17 protein-coding genes are annotated in these 22,801 nt (G+C 65.3%); 9 read left to right on the top strand and 8 right to left on the bottom strand.

The annotated features are described in order from the left end of the window. Window positions 1–85 precede the first annotated feature (85 nt). Complete coding sequence (locus tag AC5ZFO_RS26455; RefSeq protein ID WP_282521843.1) at window positions 86–484, bottom strand: MAPEG family protein; 399 nt, start codon at window positions 482–484, stop codon at window positions 86–88. An 82-nt stretch (window positions 485–566) separates the two neighbouring features. On the opposite strand from AC5ZFO_RS26455, the gene hemH reads away from it, so the two are divergent. The 5 genes from hemH (at window position 567) to AC5ZFO_RS26430 (ending at window position 4,979) form a co-directional block, all read left to right on the top strand. Continuing rightward, on the top strand, window positions 567–1,604 hold the full coding sequence (gene hemH / locus AC5ZFO_RS26450) for a ferrochelatase (RefSeq protein ID WP_282521844.1): 1,038 nt from the start codon (window positions 567–569) through the stop codon (window positions 1,602–1,604). 11 nt (window positions 1,605–1,615) lie between these two features. After that, window positions 1,616–2,593 (top strand): ABC transporter substrate-binding protein, encoded by a 978-nt coding sequence (locus AC5ZFO_RS26445; protein ID WP_306664430.1) that lies wholly within the window; start codon window positions 1,616–1,618, stop codon window positions 2,591–2,593. A gap of 106 nt (window positions 2,594–2,699) precedes the next feature. Next, window positions 2,700–3,227 (top strand): hypothetical protein, encoded by a 528-nt coding sequence (locus AC5ZFO_RS26440; RefSeq protein ID WP_282521846.1) that lies wholly within the window; start codon window positions 2,700–2,702, stop codon window positions 3,225–3,227. A 191-nt stretch (window positions 3,228–3,418) separates the two neighbouring features. Then, the gene (locus AC5ZFO_RS26435; protein ID WP_496122805.1) at window positions 3,419–4,423 is read left to right on the top strand and encodes an SPFH domain-containing protein; all 1,005 of its coding nucleotides are present in this window, start codon (window positions 3,419–3,421) and stop codon (window positions 4,421–4,423) included. Between the two features lie 112 nt (window positions 4,424–4,535). Further along, window positions 4,536–4,979, top strand: coding sequence for an NfeD family protein (locus tag AC5ZFO_RS26430; protein WP_282521848.1), 444 nt, complete (start codon window positions 4,536–4,538; stop codon window positions 4,977–4,979). A gap of 203 nt (window positions 4,980–5,182) precedes the next feature. On the opposite strand, the gene AC5ZFO_RS26425 is transcribed toward AC5ZFO_RS26430, so the two are convergent. Continuing rightward, the gene (locus AC5ZFO_RS26425) at window positions 5,183–5,509 is read right to left on the bottom strand and encodes a winged helix-turn-helix transcriptional regulator (RefSeq protein ID WP_282521849.1); all 327 of its coding nucleotides are present in this window, start codon (window positions 5,507–5,509) and stop codon (window positions 5,183–5,185) included. Between the two features lie 72 nt (window positions 5,510–5,581). Here AC5ZFO_RS26425 and AC5ZFO_RS26420 point away from each other — a divergent pair, with 72 nt between their 5' ends. Further along, the gene (locus tag AC5ZFO_RS26420) at window positions 5,582–6,136 is read left to right on the top strand and encodes a carboxymuconolactone decarboxylase family protein (protein WP_282521850.1); all 555 of its coding nucleotides are present in this window, start codon (window positions 5,582–5,584) and stop codon (window positions 6,134–6,136) included. Window positions 6,137–6,293: 157 nt separating this feature from the next. Here the strand turns inward: AC5ZFO_RS26420 and AC5ZFO_RS26415 are convergent, their stop codons facing one another. Continuing rightward, a complete protein-coding gene (locus tag AC5ZFO_RS26415) occupies window positions 6,294–7,301 on the bottom strand; it encodes a KpsF/GutQ family sugar-phosphate isomerase (protein ID WP_282521851.1) in 1,008 nt (335 codons plus the stop codon). A 191-nt stretch (window positions 7,302–7,492) separates the two neighbouring features. Between AC5ZFO_RS26415 and AC5ZFO_RS26410 the strand changes: the two genes are divergently transcribed. After that, on the top strand, window positions 7,493–9,250 hold the full coding sequence (locus tag AC5ZFO_RS26410; protein ID WP_282521852.1) for an outer membrane beta-barrel protein: 1,758 nt from the start codon (window positions 7,493–7,495) through the stop codon (window positions 9,248–9,250). Window positions 9,251–9,451: 201 nt separating this feature from the next. Here the strand turns inward: AC5ZFO_RS26410 and AC5ZFO_RS26405 are convergent, their stop codons facing one another. Both AC5ZFO_RS26405 and gltB read right to left on the bottom strand, forming a co-directional pair. Further along, a complete protein-coding gene (locus AC5ZFO_RS26405; RefSeq protein ID WP_282521853.1) occupies window positions 9,452–10,903 on the bottom strand; it encodes a glutamate synthase subunit beta in 1,452 nt (483 codons plus the stop codon). Between the two features lie 132 nt (window positions 10,904–11,035). Then, on the bottom strand, window positions 11,036–15,769 hold the full coding sequence (gene gltB, locus AC5ZFO_RS26400) for a glutamate synthase large subunit (protein ID WP_496122804.1): 4,734 nt from the start codon (window positions 15,767–15,769) through the stop codon (window positions 11,036–11,038). Between the two features lie 491 nt (window positions 15,770–16,260). On the opposite strand from gltB, the gene AC5ZFO_RS26395 reads away from it, so the two are divergent. After that, a complete protein-coding gene (locus AC5ZFO_RS26395) occupies window positions 16,261–17,034 on the top strand; it encodes a hypothetical protein (protein ID WP_282521855.1) in 774 nt (257 codons plus the stop codon). Between the two features lie 101 nt (window positions 17,035–17,135). Here AC5ZFO_RS26395 and AC5ZFO_RS26390 read toward each other — a convergent pair whose 3' ends face one another. Beyond that, on the bottom strand, window positions 17,136–17,906 hold the full coding sequence (locus tag AC5ZFO_RS26390; RefSeq protein WP_282521856.1) for an alpha/beta fold hydrolase: 771 nt from the start codon (window positions 17,904–17,906) through the stop codon (window positions 17,136–17,138). A gap of 154 nt (window positions 17,907–18,060) precedes the next feature. Continuing rightward, window positions 18,061–18,522: an Hsp20 family protein gene (locus tag AC5ZFO_RS26385; protein ID WP_282521857.1), complete on the bottom strand. Its 462-nt coding sequence runs from the start codon at window positions 18,520–18,522 to the stop codon at window positions 18,061–18,063. Window positions 18,523–18,729: 207 nt separating this feature from the next. On the opposite strand from AC5ZFO_RS26385, the gene AC5ZFO_RS26380 reads away from it, so the two are divergent. Beyond that, window positions 18,730–19,677, top strand: a complete 948-nt coding sequence (locus AC5ZFO_RS26380; protein WP_282521858.1) for an alpha/beta fold hydrolase — start codon at window positions 18,730–18,732, stop codon at window positions 19,675–19,677. Between the two features lie 185 nt (window positions 19,678–19,862). Here the strand turns inward: AC5ZFO_RS26380 and AC5ZFO_RS26375 are convergent, their stop codons facing one another. Continuing rightward, complete coding sequence (locus tag AC5ZFO_RS26375; protein ID WP_282521859.1) at window positions 19,863–22,634, bottom strand: di-heme-cytochrome C peroxidase; 2,772 nt, start codon at window positions 22,632–22,634, stop codon at window positions 19,863–19,865. Window positions 22,635–22,801: the final 167 nt, after the last annotated feature.

Here is a 22,801-nt window from a genome sequence, read left to right as displayed (position 1 = left end):
CCATCGCTACCCTCCAAGGCTTTGCCCGAGGGAATCACAATTGACGAATTACGCAACAGGCCCACAAGGGGAGAAGGAAGAAAGATCACACCGGCAAAAACCGCTTCAGCGCCGGCATGAAGAAGATCCCGAGATTGATCGCAAAGCCGATGCTCCAGAGGATCGAGCGCAATGTCGGGCGGTTGCCGAGATAGGTCAGCACGTAGGCGATCCGCACGATCAGGAACAGCACGGCGAGCTCGTCGATCAGCCGCTGCGGCGAATCCCGGAATTCGGCAAGCAGCACCGCGAAGGCGAAGAACGGAAAGGTCTCGATGCCGTTCTGGTGGGCACCGAGCGCGCGCTGCGCCAGCGCATCCTCGAAGAAGGCGGGGTCGCGCGGCCGGGAATTGTCGAACGTGCGAAACCGCGTCCATTTGATCGAGACGATCGTCGACAGATAAAGCAGCAGCGCTCCAAATACGCACCATTCCGCGAGCGTCATCTTTCCTCCCCCGCTTGGGCGCGACCCTAGCGAAACCGGCCTCATCTTGACAAGTTCGGAGCAACGCGCGACGCAACTGATCATGACGACAATTGCCCCCATCGCAGCGCAAAAGCCCGCCGTCCGGTCCAGCCTGCGGCGCGTCGGCGTGCTCCTGGTCAACCTCGGCACGCCCGATACGGCCGATGCGCCCGGCGTGCGGGTCTATCTCAAGGAGTTCCTCTCGGACGCCCGCGTCATCGAGGACCAGGGGCTGGTCTGGCAGTTCGTGCTCAACGGCATCATCCTGCGCAGCCGTCCCCGCACCAAGGCGCTGGACTATCAGAAGATCTGGAACAATGAGCGGAACGAGTCGCCGCTGAAGACCATCACGCGCTCGCAGAGCGACAAGCTCGCGGCCGCACTGTCTGACAGCGACCACGTCGTCGTGGACTGGGCGATGCGTTACGGCAATCCCTCGATCAAGTCGGGCATCGATGCGCTGATCGCGAAGGGGTGCGACCGCATCCTCGCCGTGCCGCTCTATCCGCAATATTCCGCCTCGACCTCGGCGACGGTCTGCGACGAAGTGTTCCGCGTGCTCGCCCGCTTGCGTAACCAGCCGACGCTGCGGGTGACGCCGCCTTATTACGAGGACGAGGCCTATATCGAGGCGCTCGCGATCTCGATCGAGACGCATCTGGCAACGCTGCCCTTCACGCCGGAGCTGATCGTCGCGTCCTTCCACGGCATGCCGAAATCCTATGTCGACAAGGGCGATCCCTATCAGTCCCACTGCGTCGCCACGACCGAGGCGCTGCGTCGCCGGCTCGGCATGGACGAGACGAAACTGCTGCTGACCTTCCAGTCGCGCTTCGGCAATGACGAGTGGCTCCAGCCCTACACCGACAGGACCATGGAGCGGCTGGCCAAGGAAGGCGTGCGTCGCATCGCGGTGGTGACCCCCGGCTTCGCCGCCGACTGCCTGGAGACGCTGGAGGAGATCGCGCAGGAGAATGCCGAGATCTTCAAGCACAATGGCGGCGAGCAGTTTTCCGCGATCCCCTGCCTCAACGACAGCGTATCTGGCATGGACGTGATCCGCACCCTGGTGCTGCGCGAGCTTCAGGGCTGGATCTGATGGCGCGTCCCATGAACCGCCGCGAGACTTTGGCGCTTCTTGGGACGATCGCCGCGCTGCCGGCCTCGGTGCTGGCGCAGCAGCCGAACGCCACGCGGCGGCTCGGCGTGCTCTCGGTCACGGCCGCGGATGACGCGATCGGGCAGGCCCGCAGCACGATCCTGGTCGAGACGCTCGCCGCCCATGGCTGGAAGGAGCACGACAATCTCAGGATCGATTGGCGCAGCGGCGCTGGCGACCGGGCGCGCATCGCGCGCCTCGCCGACGAACTCGTGGCGCTCAAGCCGGACATCCTGCTCGCGGTCGGCACGCCCTCGGTCGAGGAGCTGCGCCAGCGCACCACGACGATCCCGATCGTGTTCGCCGTCGTCACCGATCCCGTCAGCCAGGGCTTTGTCAAAAACCTCGCTTATCCCGGCGGCAACATCACCGGCTTCACCGATTATGACGGCCCGCTCGCCGGCAAATGGCTGGAGATGCTGACGCAGGTCACGCCAAAGGTGTCCCGCGTCTTCGTCGTCTACAATCCAGCCACCGCGCCGTTCGCGCCCCTGATGCTGCACACGATCGAGGACGCCGCACGGACGCTTCACGTGACGGTCGAGGCAGCACCAGTTCACGACGCCGGCTCGATCGCCGCGCTGGCTTCGCGGAAGGATGGCGGCCTTTTGGTGCTGCCTGACTTCTTCACCATGGCCAATCGTGCCCAGCTCCTGGCTGCAATCGGTGAAGCCCGCGTGCCGGCGGTGTTCTGGAGCCGCACCTTCGTCGACGAGGGCGGGCTGATGTCCTACAGCACCGACAGCGCCGAGCAGCTCCGCCGCGCGGCCAACTACATCGATCGCATCCTGAAGGGCGCGCAGGCAGCCGACCTGCCGGTCCAGAATCCCACCAAGTTCGAGCTTGCGATCAACCTGAAGACGGTGAGGGCGCTGGGGTTGACGATGTCACCCTCGTTGCTCGCGATCGCCAACACCGTGGTTGAATAGGGGCGCCGATGCTGCCTTCGACTGGTGATTCCAGAATTCCTGGGGCAGAATGACGGTGGGGATGTTGCCGCGAGCGATGCGGCTCGAACGGGGCGGGCGCGATTGCATGCGGGGATTGTTGCTTGTAGCTGTCGTGGCCTGCGGACTCGCCGGCTGCAACACGACCGGGGACGTAGCGTCGACCATGTATCCGGAAGCAGTGCGGGCCGGCGGTGCCGTCAAGAGTGATACGGCCATCGTCCTGGTCGCAAACGGCGGCAGCGAGACGATCAACTATCTTCAGTTCGTTCACAACGGCTTTCCCGCGATCAATGCGCGAGGGATCAGCCTTGCTCCGGACGGCCTTGTTGCGATTCCGGTCGCGGTCGGAACGACGGGGCTTGAGCTGCAAAACTATACGACGACGGGTCGCCCGGGCACCTATCTCCCGAATGGCGCGTCGATGGGATTCGTGCCGGTGCATACGCCCAAGATCGATCTTCCCTCCCCTGGACTGTATTACGTTGCGACCGTCTTTCCGGGGCAGCAACGCAGCTTCGAGACAAGGCCGACGGCCGTCCAACTGGCGAAGCTGCGCAAGGAGCGGCCCGAGCTCGCCGCGCTGAAGCCGGTGAATTTTACATGGTCCAACTAGGACACCGTTGCTAGGTTGCCGCCGTGCCGTTTCAAGGGTTTTCTCACAATACTTATCGGCGATCGTTCCGCCTCCGTACTTCTTGTGGAAATGTCGCTCCGCGCCGACGTGAATGGTGACCGCTGAACCGGTAAGGTCACGTTCCCGACCAATGACAGCGCGGGAAGGGGCTTTCCCGCCTTGGAGGAAATATGAGCGGTTTCGATGTTTTCGCGATTGTTCTGGTTTTGCTCGTCATCGTCACGCTGGTTGCCGGCGTGAAGACGGTGCCGCAGGGCTATGACTGGACCATCGAGCGGTTCGGCAAATACACCCAGACGCTGAGCCCCGGGCTCAATCTGATCGTACCCTATTTCGATCGCGTCGGGCGCAAGATCAACATGATGGAGCAGGTGATCGACATTCCCGAGCAGGAGGTCATCACCAAGGACAACGCCACCGTGACGGTGGACGGCGTCGCCTTCTATCAGGTGTTCGACGCCGCGAAGGCGAGCTACGAAGTCGCCAACCTCAACCAGGCGATCACGGTCCTGACCATGACCAACATCCGCTCGGTGATGGGCTCGATGGACCTCGACCAGGTGCTGTCGCACCGCGACGAGATCAACGAGCGCCTGCTCCGCGTCGTCGACGCCGCGGTCTCGCCCTGGGGCGTCAAGGTCAACCGCATCGAGATCAAGGACATCGTGCCGCCCGCCGACCTCGTCGAAGCCATGGGCCGGCAGATGAAGGCCGAGCGCGTCAAGCGCGCCGACATTCTGTCCGCCGAAGGCCAGCGCCAGTCCGAGATCCTGCGCGCCGAGGGAGCCAAGCAGGGGCAGATCCTCCAGGCCGAGGGCCGCAAGGAAGCCGCGTTCCGCGACGCCGAGGCCCGCGAACGTTCCGCCGAGGCCGAGGCCAAGGCGACGCAGATGGTCAGTGAGGCCATCTCCAAGGGAGACGTCGCCGCGCTGAACTATTTCATCGCCGACAAATATATCAAGGCGTTCGGGCAGCTGGCCGACTCGCCGAACCAGAAGGTCATCATGCTTCCGGTCGAAGCGATGAGCATGCTGGGCTCGCTCGCCGGCATCGGCGAGATCGCCAACGCAACGTTCGGAGAAAGCGCGGCGTCCGCGGCCGCTGCCGCCCGCCGTGGCGGGTCGGTGCCGACGACCGGCCCCACGCCGCCGGCGGTGCCGCCCCGGCAGGGATAATCAAAGCGCATGCGCTTCCGATGAGGGCATGCGTCAATTTAAAGCGCATGCCCCGGAAAAGTGGAGACCGGTTTTCCGATCAGGGCATGCGCCAATAGAAGGAGGTCGTGTCATGACCGACATGTTCGTATCGCTCGGCACCTGGAATTGGCTGATCTTCGGCTTCATCCTGATGGCGCTGGAAGTGCTGGCGCCGGGCGTATTCCTGTTCTGGCTCGGGCTCGCCGCGTTGCTGGTCGGCCTGATCTCCTTTGCTGTCGCCGTGTCGTGGCAGATCCAGCTCGTGATGTTCGCAATCTTCGCGGCCGCCGCCGTGCCGGTGTGGCGCCGGCTGGCGCGGCCGAAGCTGGACGCAAGCGCCAGCCCCTTCCTGAACAAGCGAAGCGAGGCATTGCTCGGCCGCGAGTTCACGCTGGAGAAGCCGATCATCGACGGCAACGGCACCGTGCGCCTCGGCGACACGGTCTGGCGCGTGGCCGGGCCCGATACGCCGGCCGGGACGCGGGTGAAGGTGGTGCAGGTGGACGGTGCGAATTTGACGGTGGCCGCGGCGTAGCCGCGCTTACCCTCCCCTGGAGGGGGAGGGTCGATCGCGCGAAGCGCGAGCGGGGTGGGGTGATCTCTCCACGCGGGCACTGTAGGCTGTGGAGGCACCGTCACCCCACCCCGTCTCACATTTCGCTGCGCTCCATGTGAGCCGACCCACGGGCGAGCTACGCTCGTCCCGGACCCCTCCAGGGGAGGGTAAGCGAGAAGACCTCACTTCTGCCACCTCTCCGCGAACCGGTGCAGCGGCATGAACGTCTCGCACAGCTCGCGCCCAAGCGCCGTCAGCCCGTAACCTCCTCCGTCGCCCAGCTCCACGAACCCCGCGTCGCGCAGCTCCGTCAGCCGCGCCTGCAGCACCGTCGGCGAGGCCTCGTCGCAGGCGGCGCGCAGCGCGCGGGAGGTGAGGGGGGCGTCGCGCAATTCCCACAGGATCCGCAGGCTCCAGCGTCGGCCGAGGAGGTCGAGCAGCGCCATGATCGGCCGGCCGGTGCGCGAGCCGCGCACCGTCCGGGTCCCTGATGCTGCCTGCTTCGCCATCCCGGCCCTCTTGCGCTGTGCTACAAATAATGTAGCGTATTGCTACGATAATTGTAGCAACGGAGACAGCTGATGTCCCAGGCCACGCCGCGTATCGCGCCGCTCGTTCCGCCTTATCCCCCGGAGATCCAGGCCCAGTTCGACCGCATCATGCGTGGCGCCCCGCCGCTGGCGCTGTTCCGGGTGATGGCGGGCCACGCCCGCGCCTGGGACAAGTTCCGCGCCGGCGGGCTTCTTGATCCGGGGCCACTTTCCCTGCGCCAGCGCGAGATCGTGATCGACCGGACCTGCGCGCTGACCGGATGCGAATATGAATGGGGCGTGCATGTCGCGATCTTCGCCGGGCCGGCGAAGCTCACCGAAGATGAGGTGCACGCCACCGTGCTGGGCGACGCGACGTCACCCTGCTGGTCGACGGCCGAGCAGGCGCTGATCGCCGCCGTCGACGCACTGCATCACCGCGCGACGTTGGACGACGCCGAATTCGCCGCGCTGTCGGCGCATTACGACGAAGCCCAGATCCTGGAGATCATGCTGCTGTGCGGCTTCTACCGCACGGTGTCGTATCTGGCGAACGGGCTGAAGCTGCCGCTGGAGGAGAAGGCTGCGCGGTTTCCGGCGGTCTAACCGCCGTCATTGCGAGCGTAGCGGTGCCGCTCTTGGTCCCTCATCCTGAGGAGCGCGGAACGCGCGTCTCGAAGGATGAAGGCCCGGCCGGTGGCCTCGCCCTTCGAGACGCGCGCCGTTGGCGCGCTCCTCAGGGTGAGGGTCAATACAGCGCGCCCTACGCCACGCCCGCCCGCAGCAGATCGTGCAGGTGCACGATGCCCACCACCTTGTCGGCTTCGGTCACGACCAGCGTCGTGATCTTGCTTGTGTTCAGCACCTCGATCATCTCGGTGGCGAGCATCGAGGGCGGCACGGTCTTCGGCTGCCTGGTCATGATGTCGTCGACGGACGCCGTCAGGAGATCCGGCCGCATGTGGCGACGCAGATCGCCGTCGGTGATGATGCCCGCGATGCCGCCGGCATCGTCGACGATGCAGACGCACCCCAGGCCCTTGGCCGACATCTCCATCACCGCGTCCGACATCTTGGTGCCTTCAGGCTTGACCGGGATCTCCGCGCCCGTGCGCATGTAGTCGCGGACGAATTTCAGCATCGCGCCGAGCTTGCCGCCGGGGTGGAAATGCGCGAACTCCAGCGCGGTGAAGCCGCGGCCTTCGAGCAGCGCGATCGCAATGGCATCGCCGATTGCGGCCTGCATCAGCGTCGATGTGGTCGGCGCCAGATTGTGCGGGCAGGCCTCGCGCGCCTTCGGCAGCTCGATCACGATGTCGGCGGCTTGTCCCAGCGAAGACGCCGCGTTCGACGTCACCGCGATCATCGGGATCGCGAAGCGCGCCGAATAATTCACCAGCGTCTTCATCTCCGGCTGCTCGCCGGACCAGGACAGCGCCATGATGACGTCGTCGGTGGTGATCATGCCGAGGTCGCCATGGGCGGCTTCCGCGGTGTGGACGAAGAAGGCCGGCGTGCCGGTCGAGGCCAGCGTCGCCGCGATCTTGCGCGCCATGTGGCCGGACTTGCCGAGGCCGGTGACGATGACGCGGCCCTTGGCGTTGCGGATCAGGTCGACCGCCTTGGCGAATGTCGCGCCCAGCGGACCGCGCAGGGCGGCGGCGAGCGCATTGATGCCGCCGCTCTCCGTCTCCAGCGTGCGGAGCGCGGATTCGACGCTGTCGGGGATGGGGCCGGATGATGGGGTCATCAGCGGTTTCGAGCTCGGCATGTTCAGGTCCAGGGAGGAGGGGCGCTCGCCCGTTGGCGCCTGCTTAGCATGCCCGAGCGGGCGAGGCGACGCGGCCGCCAAAGCCCTCAACCGGTCATTAACCATAATTGTTTTAACTCCATTAACGATGGTTCCCGCCCGCGGGCGGAGGTCGTCGTGGAAGTCTTTGATTTCGTTGGAGTTCTTACATCGTGGGGGCGCCTCCAGGCACGAGCCGGAGCAAACGCGGGCATTTCCTGCGCGCGGCTTTGCCATGCCTCGCGCTGACCGCCCTGCAAAGCGTGCCGGCGGCCGCCCAGAGCCTCACGCCCGACCTGTTCAATCCCAACCGCGGCGGCTTTGCCGCGCCCGACACGCTGCCGACGCGCCGCACGGCGGGCGTGCCGCAGGCGCCGTCGGATACGCTTCCGGCGCTGCCCGATCCCAATGCCGATCCGCGCAAGCGCCAGCAGGCGCCGGCAACCTCGCGCGTCGGCCAAAACTCGACCAACCAGGTCCCGACCTACGGCCTGCCCGCCGCCAACGGCGCAAGCGGCTCCGGCTACGACTCGCTCAACCGCAAGCGGCAGCAACCAAAGCTCTATCCCGGGCAGCCGAAGCCGAAGCGCCCGGTCGGACCCGGCTCGCCGGTGCCGCCGGCAACGCCGGACCGGACACTCGGGCCGCCGCGCATCGCGCCGCCGCCGTCCGAGACTGCGCACAAGGTGCCGGTGCCGCCGGCGATGGCCGGCAACGTGCCCGGCCAGCCGCTGCGCCGTCGCCTCAAGGTCGATGACGACGCGTTCGGCGCGGTCGGCGACTATGCCGGCAGCTTCCTGATCAAGGGCGGGCTCGAGCTCTCGGCCGGCTACGACACCAATCCGGCGCGCCTGAACAAGCCGATCGGCTCGCCGGCCTATGTCGTCGCGCCCGATCTTCTCGTGATGTCCGACTGGGAGCGCCACGCGCTGGTCGCCGATCTGCGCGGCTCGTTCTCCGGCTACACCAACAACATGCCGGCGACGATCGACGGCTTCGCCTCGCCGTCGCCGGTCGAGATCGATCGCCCCGACTTCACCGGTCATGTCGACGGCCGCCTCGACGTCGACCGCGACTTCAAGCTGACCTCGCAGCTCCGCCTGCGGCTCGCCACCGACAATCCCGGCAGCCCAAACGTGCAGGCCGGCCTGCAGAAATATCCGGTCTACGCCGCTTACGGCACCACGCTCGGCTTCGACCAGACTTTTAATCGCTTCCAGGTCGCAGCCGGCGCCACGGTGGATCGCACCGCCTACACCGATTCCAAGCTCACCGATGGCTCGACCTTCAGCAACGGCGACCGCGACTTCAACCAGTATGGCGGCATCGGCCGCTTCTCCTACGACCTGAAGCCGGGCCTGAAGCCGTTCGTCGAGATCGAGGGCGACACCCGCGTGCACGACCAGGCCGCCGACCGCAACGGCTACTTCCGCGATTCAAACGGCGGCTATGCCAAGGTCGGCTCGTCGTTCGAATTCTCGCGCATCCTCATCGGCGAGATCTCGGTCGGCTATACCGCGCGCAATTATGTCGACCCGCGCCTGAGCCAGCTCGCGGGCTTCCTCACCGCGGGCTCGCTGATCTGGAACGCAAGCGGCCTGACCACGGTGAAATTCGCCACCGACACGCAGATCGCGGAGTCCACGGTCCCCGGCTCCTCCGGCGTGCTGGTGCACACCTACGGGATCGAGGTCGATCACGACTTCCGCCGCTGGCTCACCGCCGTCGGCAAGTTCACCTACGGCACCTACGACTACCAGAACCAGAATCGCAACGACAAGACCTACTCACTCGAAGGCAATCTGATCTACAAGCTCAACCGCAACATCTGGATCAAGGGCACGCTGCGCCACGACATCCTGAACTCGAACCAGCCGGGGTCGAGCTCCCAGGGGACGGTGATGTTGGTGGGGGTGAGGTTGCAGAATTAAGGCGGCGGTGCGTCGCGATTGAGCGTATGCGGCTTAGTTGGCTTCGCTCTCGCCACTCACTCCGCTGTCATGCCCCGGCTTGACCGGGGCATCCAGCACGCCGCGGCTTATCCGTATACGTTTGACGTCTCTGGAATACTGGATCGCCCGGTCAAGCCGGGCGATGACACCGTTTGCTGATTTGGCGGCCGAGCAACAAGCTCAGCGCGGCAGATCCGTCTTCCCCATCAAAAACGTGTCGATCGACCGCGCACACAGCCGGCCCTCGCGGATGGCCCAGACCACCAGCGACTGGCCGCGGCGCATGTCGCCGGCGGTGAACACGTTCGGGCGCGAGGTCTGGTAGTCGAGCGTGTTGGCCTTGACGTTGCCGCGCGGGTCGAGGTCGACCGAGAGCAGCTTCAAGAGGCCCTCGTGCACGGGATGGACGAAACCCATCGCGAGCAGGATGAGCTCGGCATCGAGCTCGAACTCGGTGCCGGCAATCGGCTTGAACTTGTCGTCGACGCGCACGCAGTGCAGCTTCTTGACCTTGCCGTTCTCGCCGGAAAACTTCTGCGTCAGCACGGCGTATTCGCGGACCGCGCCTTCGGCCTGGCTGGAGGAGGTGCGCATCTTGAGCGGCCAGTTCGGCCAGGTCAGGCCCTTGTTCTCGCGCTCGGGCGGGGCGGGCATGATCTCGAGCTGGGTCACCGAGAGCGCGCCCTGGCGCAGCGAGGTGCCGATGCAGTCAGATCCGGTGTCGCCACCGCCGATGACGACGACATGCTTGCCGCCGGCCAGGATCTCCTGGACGCCGCCGAGCGGCTCCTCGGAGACGCGGCGGTTCTGCTGCGGCAGGAAGTCCATGGCGTAGTGGATGCCTTGAAGATCGCGGCCGGGGATCGGCAGGTCGCGCGGGGCTTCCGCGCCGCCCGTCAGCGCAACCGCATCGTACTCGTTGAGCATCTGGCGCGGGTCGACATTGCCGTCAGCGCCGACATTGCTGTTGTAGTGGAAGGTGACGCCTTCGCCTTCCATCTGCTTGACGCGGCGGTCGATGATGCCCTTCTCCATCTTGAAGTCGGGGATGCCGTAGCGCAGCAGGCCGCCGGCCTTGGCGAACTTCTCGAACAGGTGCACGTCGTGGCCGGCGCGCGCGAGCTGCTGCGCGCAGGCCATGCCGGCCGGACCCGAGCCGATCACCGCGACCTTCTTGCCGGTCTTCACGGCCGCCACTTCCGGCCTCAGCCAGCCATTGTCCCAGGCGCGGTCGACGATCGCGCATTCGATGGTCTTGATGGTGACGGGGTTGTCGTCGATGTTGAGCGTGCAGGACGCTTCGCACGGCGCCGGGCAGATGCGACCGGTGAACTCCGGAAAATTGTTGGTCGAGTGCAGGTTGCGCGAGGCCTCTTCCCAATTGCCCTGGTAGACGAGGTCGTTGAAATCGGGGATCTGGTTGTTGACCGGGCAGCCGGGCGTGCCGGGCGCCACCGAGCCGGTGCCGTGGCAATAGGGAATGCCGCAATTCATGCAGCGCGCGGCCTGGTCGCGCGTTTCCTTCTCGGTCAAGGGAACGACGAACTCGTTGTAATGCTTCACGCGCTCGGCGACCGGGGTGTACTTGCGGTCATGCCGTTCGATTTCGAGAAAACCCGTGATCTTGCCCATTAAACCCGAAGTCCCTGCCGCTTAAATTCGTTTTGTTTCTTCCTCGCCGTCATTGCGAGGAGCAATCCAGTCTGCATCAAGGAAGAAAGTCTGGATTGCTTCGCTTCGCTCGCAATGACGGGGTGTGATGCCCTACGCCCCGATCGCGATTTTCGGCTCGGCGTCCGCGTTGGCGGCCATTTCGCGCAGTGCGCGCCGGTACTCCACCGGCATCACCTTGCGGAATTTGGGCAGCCAGTCCTTCCAATTGGCAAGGATCTCGGCGGCGCGCTTGGAGCCGGTCGCTTTCGCATGGCGCGTGATCAGGACGTGCAGGCGCTCGACGTCGGAGTCGAGCAGGTTCTGGAACACGTCGACCCGGCCATGCGCCTCGAGGTCACCGGCGTGATTGTAGGTGCCGGCGTTGATCAGCTCTTCCGACAGGACCGGCTCGAGCTCAACCATGCTGAGATTGCACAGCTTGTCGAAGTCGCCGGTCTCGTCGAGCACGTACGCGATGCCGCCGGACATGCCGGCCGCGAAGTTGCGCCCGGTCTTGCCGAGCACGACCACGATGCCGCCGGTCATGTATTCACAGCAATGATCGCCGGCGCCTTCGACGACCGCCACCGCACCCGAGTTGCGCACGGCGAAACGCTCGCCGGCGACACCGCGGAAGTAGCACTCGCCCTGGATGGCGCCATACATCACCGTGTTGCCGACGATGATGCTCTCTTCCGGCACGATGCCGCTGTTGGCGGGAGGCTTGACGATGATCTTGCCGCCCGAGAGGCCCTTGCCGACATAGTCGTTGGCTTCACCTTCGAGCTCGAAGGTGACGCCTTGCGCCAGCCACGCGCCGAACGCCTGGCCGGCGGTGCCCTTGAGGCCGACATGGATGGTGTCGTGCGGCAGGCCGGCATGACCGTAGATCTTGGCGACCGCGCCCGACAGCATCGCACCCGCGGAGCGGTTGGTGCTGTTGATCCTGGCCTCGATCTTCACCGGCGCGCCGCGGTCGAGCGCAGGCGTCGCCTTCTCGATCAGCGTGCGGTCGAGCACCGCTTCCAGATGATGGTTCTGGCGCTCGGAGTGATAGATCTTCTGGCCCTTCTCTTCCTTCTGCTTGACGAACAGCTTGGAGAAATCGAGGCCCTTGGCCTTCCAGTGCGCGACCAGCCTGGTCTGATCGAGCAGCTGAACCTGTCCGATCATCTCGTTGAAGGTGCGGAAGCCGAGCGACGCCATGATCTCGCGGACTTCCTCGGCGACGAAGAAGAAGTAGTTGATCACGTGCTCGGGCTGGCCGGTGAAGCGCTTGCGCAGGACGGGGTCCTGGGTGGCGACGCCGACCGGGCAGGTGTTGAGATGGCACTTGCGCATCATGATGCAGCCGGCGGCGATCAACGGCGCGGTGGCGAAGCCGAACTCGTCGGCGCCGAGCAGCGCGCCGATCACGACGTCACGGCCGGTGCGGAAGCCGCCGTCGACCTGGACCACGATGCGGCTACGCAGTTGCTCGCGCACCAGGGTCTGGTGGGTTTCGGCAAGGCCGATCTCCCACGGCGAGCCGGCATGCTTGATCGAGGTCAGCGGCGAAGCGCCGGTGCCACCCTCGAAGCCTGCGATGGTGACATGGTCGGCGCGCGCCTTGGCAACGCCGGCGGCGACCGTGCCGACGCCGATCTCGGAGACGAGCTTGACCGAGACGTCGCCCGTCGGGTTGACGTTCTTGAGGTCGTAGATGAGCTGCGCCAGATCCTCGATCGAATAGATGTCGTGATGCGGCGGCGGCGAGATCAGGCCCACGCCCGGCGTCGAGTGCCGGACTTTTGCGATGGTCGCGTCGACCTTGTGGCCGGGCAGCTGGCCGCCTTCGCCGGGCTTGGCACCCTGCGCCATCTTGATCTGCATCATGTCGGAGTTGACGAGATACTCCGTGGTGACGCCGAAGCGGCCCGAGGCGACCTGCTTGATCGCCGAGCGCATGGAATCGCCGTTCGGCATCGGCTTGAAGCGGTCGGCTTCCTCGCCGCCTTCGCCGGTGTTCGACTTGCCGCCGATCCGGTTCATGGCGATCGCGAGCGTGGTGTGCGCCTCGCGCGAGATCGAGCCGAAGCTCATCGCACCGGTGGCGAAGCGCTTGACGATGTCCTTGGCCGGCTCGACCTGGTCGATCGGGATCGGCTTGCGCTTCTCTTCGTCAGCGTTCTTGATCCGGAACAGGCCGCGCAGCGTCAACAGCCGCTCGGACTGCTCGTTCAGGATCTTCGCGAAGGCGCGATAGCGCTCCAGCGAATTGCCGCGGGCGGCGTGCTGCAGCAGCCCGACCGACTCGGCGGTCCAGGCATGGTCCTCGCCGCGGCTGCGATAGGCATATTCGCCGCCGACATCGAGCGCGGTCTTGTAGACCTGCGCCTCGCCGAACGCGTCGGCATGACGGCGCACCGCTTCTTCCGCGATCTCGGCAAGGCCGACGCCCTCGACGCGGGTGTGCGTGCCGGCAAAGAACTTTCCGACGAAATCCGCCTTGAGGCCGACCGCATCGAAGATCTGCGCGCCGCAATAGGACTGGTAGGTCGAGATGCCCATCTTGGACATCACCTTGAGAAGGCCCTTGCCGATCGACTTGATGTAGCGCTTGACGATCTCGTAGTCGTCGAGCGAGCCGGGCAGGCGGTCCTTCATCGCGATGATGGTCTCGAACGCCAGATAGGGGTTGATCGCTTCGGCGCCGTAGCCGGCGAGGCAGGCGAAGTGATGCACTTCGCGGGGCTCGCCGGATTCGACGACGAGGCCGACCGAGGTGCGCAGTCCGACACGGATCAGATGATGATGCACGGCGGCGCAGGCGAGCAGTGCCGGGATCGGCACCCGGTCGGTGCCGACCATGCGGTCGGACAGGATGATGATGTTGACGCCCTCGCGGACGGCGGCTTCCGCACGCGCGCAGAGCTCGTCGAGCACCTGGTCCATGCCGGCAGCACCAAGACCGGCGTGGAAGGTGGTGTCGAGCGTGCGCGACTTGAAGTGCGACTCGGCGACCTCGGAGATCGAGCGGATCTTTTCGAGATCCGCATCGGTCAGGATCGGTTGGCGCGCTTCGAGACGCTTGGTGGTGGCGAGGCCCTGCAGGTCGAACAGGTTCGGCCGCGGTCCGATGATGGAGACGAGGCTCATCACCAGCTCCTCGCGGATCGGGTCGATCGGCGGGTTGGTGACCTGCGCGAAGTTCTGCTTGAAGTAGGTGAACAGCGGCTTGGCCTTGTCCGACAGCGCCGAGATCGGCGTGTCGTTGCCCATCGAGCCCGCGGCTTCCTCGCCGGTGGAGGCCATCGGCGTCATCAGGATGGAGATGTCTTCCTGGCTGTAGCCGAACGCCTGCTGGCGATCGAGCAGCGACAGATTGGAGCGCACGCCGGTGGTCGGCACCTTCGGCAGCTCTTCCAGCACGATCTGGGTCCGCTCCAGCCACTCCTTGTAGGGATGGCTCCGGGCGAGTTCGGCCTTGATCTCGTCGTCCGGAATCAGGCGGCCCTGCTCGAGGTCGACCAGCAGCATCTTGCCGGGCTGCAGCCGCCACTTGGTGATGATCTGGTCCTCGGGGATCGTCAGCACGCCCATCTCGGACGCCATCACGATGCGGTCGTCTTTGGTCACGAGATAGCGCGCCGGCCGCAATCCGTTGCGGTCGAGCGTGGCGCCGATCTGGCGGCCGTCGGTGAAGGCGATCGCGGCGGGGCCGTCCCACGGCTCCATCAGGGCTGCATGATATTCGTAGAAGGCGCGGCGCTTCTCATCCATCAGGGGATTGCCGGCCCACGCCTCCGGAATCATCATCATGACGGCGTGTGGCAGCGAGTAGCCGCCCTGCACCAGGAATTCGAGCGCGTTGTCGAAGCAGGCGGTGTCCGACTGGCCCTCGTAGGAGATCGGCCAGAGCCGGTTGATGTCCTTGCCGTAGAGCTCGGAGCTCACGGAGGCCTGGCGCGCCGCCATCCAGTTGGTGTTGCCGCGCAGCGTGTTGATCTCGCCGTTATGCGCGATCATGCGGTAGGGATGCGCCAGCGACCAAGCCGGGAAGGTGTTGGTCGAGAAGCGCTGATGCACCAGCGCCAGCGCGCTCTCGAAGTCCGCCTCGTGCAGATCGGGATAGTACTTGCCGAGCTGGTCGGCGAGGAACATGCCCTTGTAGATCACGGTGCGGCACGACATCGAGCAGGGATAATAGCCCGCAAGCCCGCGGTCGCGGCGCTGGTAGATCGCCTGCGAGATCGACTTGCGCAGAATGTAGAGCCGGCGCTCGAAATCGTCCTCGGTCTTGGCGGTGCCGTTGCGGCCGATGAACACCTGCATGCAGGCGGGCTCGGTCGGCTTCACGGTGACGCCGAGCGAGGAATTGTCGGTCGGCACGTCGCGCCAGCCGAGCAGGGTCAGGCCCTCTTCCTTGATCTGGTCGGCGATGATGCTCTTGATGACGTTGCGCCAGGCGGTGTCGCGCGGCATGAACAGCGCGCCGATGGCGTATTCGCCCGGAGCCGGCAACGTGAAGCCGAGCTCCTTGGCCTTGCGGCTGAAGAAGGCGTGCGGAATCTGCACCAGGATGCCGGCGCCGTCACCGGCGCGCGGGTCGGCGCCAACGGCGCCGCGATGCTCGAGGTTGCAGAGGATGCTGAGCGCGTCCGCGACGATCTCGTGGGACTTCTTGCCCTTGATGTTGGCGATGAAGCCGACGCCGCAGGAATCCTTCTCCAGGCTCGGATCGTAGAGGCCTTCGGCCGGCGGGCGCGAATTGTGTTCCTGAATCGGATCGGTCGTTTTCGAGGCGACGGTCGCCGACAGCTCTTCTGCCACGATGTTTGCGCGCTCGAATTGCGACCCGTTCATTGTTCCAATCCTCTCCATGCGGCAAGCTGCCTCACCGCTATCTTCGGCGCACCTTCGGCGTTCCGCGGCACCCGCCTCTGGGTCACCGCTCGTCCGCTGCGAGCCGCATTTTCTTAAATTCAGGCCAAGGCGTTCTTCGTCCCCGAGAACGGCTTTGCCTGTTGCCTTCCTGGCGCTCGAAAGCACCGACTTTCGTTGCAATCCGTATGCCGGAACTGCAAGGAAAATTGAGACAGTCTTCCTGTCCTAACCAACACCTTGCCAAATTTTTGTCTATCACACAAGCGCGCGGAAGTCCCGATTCCCAGAGTGTCAATCAGCGCTTTCCGCATGGCACGCGGCCCCGGTTTTGAAGCAAACGCGCCCTGATCCGGCCCTGCCGACGCCGAAATCCCGAATGAAGCTTCGGATCAGCCCTTCGAAAGGCGCGCCACGCCGCAAGAAGCGAAAGAGTGCGAGACATTCGGGGGCCTGACAGGAGCGTGTCGACCATGAAGTTTTTCACAGGATGTGTGGCCGCTGCCACGCTGGCGCTGTTGGCAACGGCCGCCGAGGCACAGGTTCCGGCAAACGGCGCTGCGCGGGGCGCCTATATAGCGGTCTCGGATTTCGATGGACCCTATGGGCCGCCGGAAGCCGCGCCGCCACCGCCGCCGCGTTACGGCTACGGCTATGGCTACGAGGAGCGGGGCCCGGCGCCGGCGCTGCTGCCGTCGACGGAGGTCTACGCCGTGCTGCGCGACAACGGCTTCTCGCCGCTCGGCATCCCGCGCCTGCGCGGCAGCGTCTACACCATCGCGGTGATCGACCGCCGCGGCGACGACGGCCGGCTGGTGATCGATGCCCGCGACGGGCGAATTCTGCGCTTCATGCCGGCCGCCGACGCCTTCGGCATGGCGCCCAGCGATGAGGTGCCGACGGTTGCACCTTACCGTCCGCAAAGCGCGCTGCCGCCGCCGACCATGGTCCGCAGCGGCCCGCCGCGTCCACCGGCCTCGATCCCGCATGTCGCCAGCCGCACCGTGCCGCTGCCCAAGGCCGCCCCGCACCGCGGCGAGGCACCTGTCGCCGCCACCAAGCCGGCCGCGCCTGCACCCCAGCAGGCACAAGCGCCGCAGCCACAGCCCGCCCAGCAAACCGCTGCCGTGCAGGCAAAGCCCGCTGAAGCCGCACCGCAGACCGCAGGACCGACCGTCGGTCAGGCCAAGCCGGCTCCGACGATCATGCCGACGCAGGAGATGCCGGCGGCGCAGGGGTTGGACTAGCGCGCTCGTTTGCGACTGCACGCCCCGCTCCGGACGGAGATATGAGCAAAACAAAAGCGCCCGAGAATCTCGGGCGCTTTTTCATTGCGGCGATCGCGCGCTCAGCTGCGCGCATACCCCGCGGCTTCCAGGATCAGGTTCGCCACCTCCTTCGGATGCGACACCAGCGAGAGATGGCCGGCATCGAGCTCGATCGTGGTTGCGTTCATGCGCTTGGCGAGGAAGCGTTCGAAATCCGGATTGATGGTGCCGTCGTTCTTCGACACCGCGTACCAGCTCGGCTTCGTGTGCCATGCAGCTTCCGTGGTGCGGCCGGCGAAGATCGAGGCGGCCGTCGGCCATTGCACGGCGTAGAGCTCCCTGGCCTGCTCCGGCTTCACGCCATTGGCAAAATATTTCAGGAAGGCGTCTTCCGAGAGTTTTGTGTAGCCGTCGCGCTCGACGATGCCGGCGCGGGCCGGGCCCGCCGGAAACTGCTTCGACAGCGCGACGAAGTCTTCGTTCGCATCGGGCGCGCGTGCGGCGACGTAGACGAGGCCGGTGACCTTCGGGTCGTTGCCGACCTGGCTGATCACGGTGCCGCCCCAGGAATGCGCGACCAGCACGGTCGGACCATCCTGTTCGGCCAGCACGCGCTTGGTCGCCTCGACGGAGTCAGCAAGCGACGACAGCGGATTTTGCACGGCAGTGACGTGCAGGCCCGCGGCCTGGAGGATCGGGATCACCTCCGACCAGCTCGATCCGTCGGCCCAGGCGCCGTGCACCAGCACGACGTTCTTGGCTTTCACCGTCTGCGGTGTCTGCGCATGAGCCAGGCTGATGGGGCCCGCCAGCAGGCTCGCGGCGACGAAAAGGCTGCGCCAAAGTGACATGATCGTGCTCCGTATTGTTTTTGCTGCGATGTCCAAAGGACGGAGCGCGTCGTCGCGGCGTTACGTGTCCTCACCGTTCTGTGATGCGATGCAAAAACGAAAAAACGCCCCGGGGCACCGGGGCGTTTTCGCAACTTGGCGGTTGTCGACGTGCTTAGGCGGCGACTGAGCTCTCGATCACCTGCGCCTTCGGCGCGCTCGCGTTGATGGCGATCTGGCGCGGCTTCTTGGCTTCGGGAATCTCGCGCACGAGGTCGACGTGAAGCAGCCCGTTCTCGAGCGAGGCGTCCTTCACCTGCACGAAGTCGGCAAGCTGGAAGGCGCGCTCGAAGGCACGCGCGGCGATGCCGCGGTAGAGCACTTCGGACTTCGAGTTCTCGTTGGCGACTTTCTCGCCCTTGATCGTCAGCGTGTTTTCCTTCGCGACGATGGAGAGCTCGTCCTTGGCGAAGCCCGAGACCGCAACCGTGATGCGGTAGGCGTTCTCGCCGGTACGCTCGATGTTGTAGGGGGGATAACCGGGGCTACCGTCCGAACTGGCCTGGTCGAGCAGGCTGAAGAGGCGGTCGAAGCCGACGGTGGAACGGTAAAACGGAGTCAGGTCGTAGCTACGCATGGTCTAGTCCTCCATTGAGCGACTGTTGGTAACCCGCCCGCCAATCGGGCCGGGCTTTAGTCTGTGTGCAGCCTGATGTTCCGGTTCCGAAACACTGGTAGCGGCCTGCACCAAGGTGATATGGGTTCAGGGGAACGGCGTTCAAGAGGGCGGCAGCTTGCGCCTTTTCGGCGCTCCAGCCCCTTGATTTGCAGCATTTCTCGCCCAATGACGCTGATCTCGATTCCGTCCAATCCCGTTCCCGAAGACGTCGTCAGCGGCACCATCAAGACACCCGATGGCGCCGAGCTGCGCTTTGCGCGCTGGGCGCCGCCGGCGAACCGCAAGGGCACGGTCTGCGTCTTCACCGGACGCAGCGAGCAGATCGAGAAATATTTCGAGACCGTGCGCGACCTGCGCGACCGCGGCTTCGCGGTGGCGATGATCGACTGGCGCGGGCAGGGCCATTCCTCGCGCCGTCTGCGCGATCCGCGCAAGGGCTATGTGCGCGACTTCTCCGATTTCGAGATCGACGTCGAGACCTTCGTTCAGCAGGTGGTGCTGCCGGATTGCCCGCCGCCCTTCTTCGCGCTCGCCCATTCCATGGGCGGCACGGTGATGCTGCGGGTGGCGCACGCGGGCAAGCGCTGGTTCGACCGCATGGTGCTGTCGGCGCCGATGATCGACCTGCCCGGCCGCGCCACCTCGTTTCCGGCGCGGGCGCTGCTAAAGACGATGCGCCTGATGGGGATGGGCGGTCGCTATGTCCCCGGCGGCACCGACCACATCACCGGGCTCAATCCCTTCATCAACAATCCGCTGACCAGCGATCCCGTGCGCTATGCGCGCAATGCCGCGATCCTGGAGGAGGATCCGACGCTCGGGCTCGCGTCACCGACGGTCGCCTGGGCCGATACCGCCTTCCGCGCCATGAACACCTTCAAGGGCAAGAACTACCCATCCGAGATCCGCCAGCCGATCCTGATGCTGGCGGCCTCCAGCGACACCGTGGTCTCGACCGCGGCGATCGAGGAGTTTGCCTATCACCTGCGCGCCGGCTCCCATCTCGTGATCGCCGGCGCCAAGCACGAGATCCTCCAGGAGCAGGACCGCTACCGCTCACAGTTCTGGGCCGCCTTCGACGCCTTCGTGCCGGGCACGCCGCTGTTCAAGTGAGGTGGCGGAAGCTTCCTGAGGACGGCTGATCGTTCCACAATCTCCGTCATGCCCGGGCTTGTCCCGCCTGCGCGGCCGAAGCCGCTTCGGCGCGGCGAAGGCCCGGGGCATCCACGCCTTGCTGCGCGATCAAGGAACGTGGATGGCCGGGACAAGCCCGGCCATGACGATGAACCTTCTCTGCCTCACAGCGTCTTCAGATACTCGATCAGCTCGTAGCGCTCGTCGTCGTTCTTGAACTCGCGGCCGATCACGCCCGGGCGTCTCGGTTCACCTTCCTTGCGCTCGAAGGAATGGCCGCGCACGCTATTGCCCTGGACCGGCTTGCCGTCAGGTCCGTTCATCGAGAACTCGGTTTCGCCCATCTTGCACTTCTCGCCCGCGGTGACCGCAAAGCCGACCGTCACGGGATCGTAGTCGCGGCGCCCCATGCAGAATTCTTGCGGGCGCTCGTTCTGCGGCTTCAGCAACCAGTAGAGCGACGGCACCGAGCCGTTGTGCAAGTAAGGCGCCGTTGCCCAGATCCCGTTCAGCGGACGCGCGCGATAGCGCGGCTCGGGCGTCGGATTGAGACAGTTCTTGCGCGCGAGATTCCACAATTTCGCCCGCTCGGCGTCCGGGACCTTCTCGTCGTCCATCCATTTGCGGGCGACGAGATCGACCACCGTCATGAGGCCGAGCGCATAGACCATCTCGTTGGGCGAGGTGCTCGCCGTCGAGACGTCGCATTGCCACCATTTCTGGAGGTCGGCTGTATTCACCTTCAGGAAGCCGGGCACGTCGACAATCCTCTTGCCGAGCACGAGCGACTGTTCGGGATCCGTCTTGATCTCGTCGAGGGGAATCGTCACCGCGTTCAGGACCTTGCTGTCGCCGCTCGGCTCCCAATGTCCCGAGGACCAGAAGGCCTTGGTGTTGACGGCCGGCAGGTGGCATCCAGCGCACATCTCCGCGTAGATCTTGCGGCCATTGTCGACCTTCTTCTGATCGATCCTCCATGCGTCGCCGAGGATCTGCGAGGGCCATTGCGGCGCCAGCAGACCGCCGAATTTCGGATCGGCCGAGGGATCGGCCGGCTTGAACGGATCGGGACCCCTGAGCATGTCCTCGATCCAGCCGAGCGTCCTGATGTGAACGGAGGACCGCCACAGCCTGTCCTCCGGATAGGCATCGGACAGGTTGAGCAGCGCGTTGACGCCCAAGGCTTCGCCGGCGTTGCGGATCAGCGGCTGCTCGATCGAGGCGTCATATTGGGCAAACTTGAACCACGGCACGGTCCAGATCGCGGGGAAGCTGACCGGTGCGTCCTGGGCATGCAGGTTCTTCTCGAATCCCTTGACCCCGCTCAGCGCGAGATCCTGCGAGAACACCTGGTTGCCGATGCGATTGAGGGCGTCGAGGCGGCCGAACCCTTCCTCGGTGTCCTTCTGCTGCTTGCCGTCCCAGGTCTTCTTGCTCTCGATCGTCTCGTTGTACTTGTTCTGCCAGTCGATCAGGAATTTGCCGATCGCGCCGAGCTTCTGCTTGAGCGCGTCGCGGTCCGCCTTGCTGGCTTCGCTCCCGAGCACGCGATCGGCGAAACGCTGAAAGCGGAACGGGACGTACAGCGTGTAGGCGATCGACAGGCCCGTCGACAGCTCGAGCTTCTTCAGATCGGTCATGGCCGGGCCGCCGTCGAAGCGGACGTCGATGCCCTGATAGTGGATCTGGCCGGTATGGCAGGCCGCGCAAGTCAGCCCGATCTTGTCCTGTTCGTGATGGCCCGTCGCGGGATCGACGACGCCGGTCATCCGTGCGAAGCCGACCGGCAGGCCGTCGACGTTCTCGGCGGGGGTCCACCTCGTCGACCAATCCGGCACTTGCGTCGTCTCATAGACATTGGCGTAGCCGAAGCGGCGCAGCGTCGTCGCGTCGGTCTGGATCGACTGCGGGCTCGGGATGAAGCCGAAGCGCTCGAGATAGGCGCTATCCTTCATCATGCCCGGCCGCGAGAACAGGCGAAGGCGCGGCTGCTCCAGCGCCATGAACCATTCATAGGGCACTGGAAAGGTCGCGGTGCCCTGGCTGGCATGATGAAACCAGTGCCGGTCCTTCAGCGACCAGTTCTGCTCGAGCCAGTAGGCGGCGGTCGTCTCGGGGACCGCGGGCAGGGGCGGCGGCAGAAGATTCACGAGGATCCCCTTCTGCGGCAGCATGGCGCGGACCTGGTTGGGGAATTCGGCGACCGCGACGAGGGCGACCAGACCTAGGGCAATCAGCAGGGCCGCGAGCTTGACGGCGCCCCGCACCACGCGCTGACAGGTCGACAGCACCGGCTGCGACACGACCCGCTGGTTGATGCGCGCGGGAAATTTGCGCTCGTTGAACAGCGTACGCACGTCGGCGATGCCGAGATAGCGGTTCTCGCCTTCGCCCTTGCCCATGATCTTCAGCAGGATGGGCCATTCGAATTGCATCAATATCCGATAATACCAGCGCGCAGCGCTCCCGGCTCGCTTGAGGTTGTCGCGCATGTAGGTCTGTATTTCCGACGCGTTGATGCCGGGCTCAGTACCGCCGCCGTTCGGATCGGAATAGACCCTGCCGAAGCTGGCCAGGCGGGCGATCTGATCCTCGTTGACTTTGCCGTCGACGCCGAGGATGCGCGAACCGGCGCCGCGCTTGTCCAGGGGGCCGCCGCGCAGCGCATCGAGCTGTGCGCCCGAAAAGATGCTCTTCAGGATGTGACCGAAGCCGTTGGCGATCAGCGCGATGCCGCGGGTCTCGACGCGGGCCACAATCTTCATCAGCCCCTTGTCACCGCTCGCATTCGCGATCGTCTGCGATAGCTTGCCGATCGGCACGGTCCCGCCGTCGACGAAACCTTCGCCGACGAGGCCGCGCAGGAAGGGGCAGGGATTGTCTGGCGAGACCTGGATCGAGGGATCGAAGGGAGGCTTCGAGGCGGGGTCGTTCATGGCCCAAAATCCTGAAAACAGCGAATCGTGAAATGAAGACGCGCCGATCAAGCGCGGAAAGTCCTAACAAACCGACAGCAACCTATACTACTTCAGCGTGTAAAGAAGTGTGGCTGAATTCACGGTCCTGTCAATAAAAGTCGGCCCGCGGTTTGCGAAGGGACCGG

This window comes from Bradyrhizobium sp. Unk1 (genome assembly GCF_059512345.1).
Note: the sequence above shows the minus strand (reverse complement) of the source record. Positions and strands in the feature narration are given on the sequence as shown.

Bases quoted from the DNA above. Each gene is read 5' to 3' on its own strand.
- AC5ZFO_RS26455 (WP_282521843.1), bottom strand. From the start codon at position 484: ATGACGCTCGCGGAATGGTGCGTATTTGGAGCGCTGCTGCTTTATCTG.
- hemH (WP_282521844.1), top strand. From the start codon at position 567: ATGACGACAATTGCCCCCATCGCAGCGCAAAAGCCCGCCGTCCGGTCC.
- AC5ZFO_RS26445 (WP_306664430.1), top strand. From the start codon at position 1,616: ATGAACCGCCGCGAGACTTTGGCGCTTCTTGGGACGATCGCCGCGCTG.
- AC5ZFO_RS26440 (WP_282521846.1), top strand. From the start codon at position 2,700: ATGCGGGGATTGTTGCTTGTAGCTGTCGTGGCCTGCGGACTCGCCGGC.
- AC5ZFO_RS26435 (WP_496122805.1), top strand. From the start codon at position 3,419: ATGAGCGGTTTCGATGTTTTCGCGATTGTTCTGGTTTTGCTCGTCATC.
- AC5ZFO_RS26430 (WP_282521848.1), top strand. From the start codon at position 4,536: ATGACCGACATGTTCGTATCGCTCGGCACCTGGAATTGGCTGATCTTC.
- AC5ZFO_RS26425 (WP_282521849.1), bottom strand. From the start codon at position 5,509: ATGGCGAAGCAGGCAGCATCAGGGACCCGGACGGTGCGCGGCTCGCGC.
- AC5ZFO_RS26420 (WP_282521850.1), top strand. From the start codon at position 5,582: ATGTCCCAGGCCACGCCGCGTATCGCGCCGCTCGTTCCGCCTTATCCC.
- AC5ZFO_RS26415 (WP_282521851.1), bottom strand. From the start codon at position 7,301: ATGCCGAGCTCGAAACCGCTGATGACCCCATCATCCGGCCCCATCCCC.
- AC5ZFO_RS26405 (WP_282521853.1), bottom strand. From the start codon at position 10,903: ATGGGCAAGATCACGGGTTTTCTCGAAATCGAACGGCATGACCGCAAG.
- gltB (WP_496122804.1), bottom strand. From the start codon at position 15,769: ATGAACGGGTCGCAATTCGAGCGCGCAAACATCGTGGCAGAAGAGCTG.
- AC5ZFO_RS26395 (WP_282521855.1), top strand. From the start codon at position 16,261: ATGAAGTTTTTCACAGGATGTGTGGCCGCTGCCACGCTGGCGCTGTTG.
- AC5ZFO_RS26390 (WP_282521856.1), bottom strand. From the start codon at position 17,906: ATGTCACTTTGGCGCAGCCTTTTCGTCGCCGCGAGCCTGCTGGCGGGC.
- AC5ZFO_RS26385 (WP_282521857.1), bottom strand. From the start codon at position 18,522: ATGCGTAGCTACGACCTGACTCCGTTTTACCGTTCCACCGTCGGCTTC.
- AC5ZFO_RS26380 (WP_282521858.1), top strand. From the start codon at position 18,730: ATGACGCTGATCTCGATTCCGTCCAATCCCGTTCCCGAAGACGTCGTC.
- AC5ZFO_RS26375 (WP_282521859.1), bottom strand. From the start codon at position 22,634: ATGAACGACCCCGCCTCGAAGCCTCCCTTCGATCCCTCGATCCAGGTC.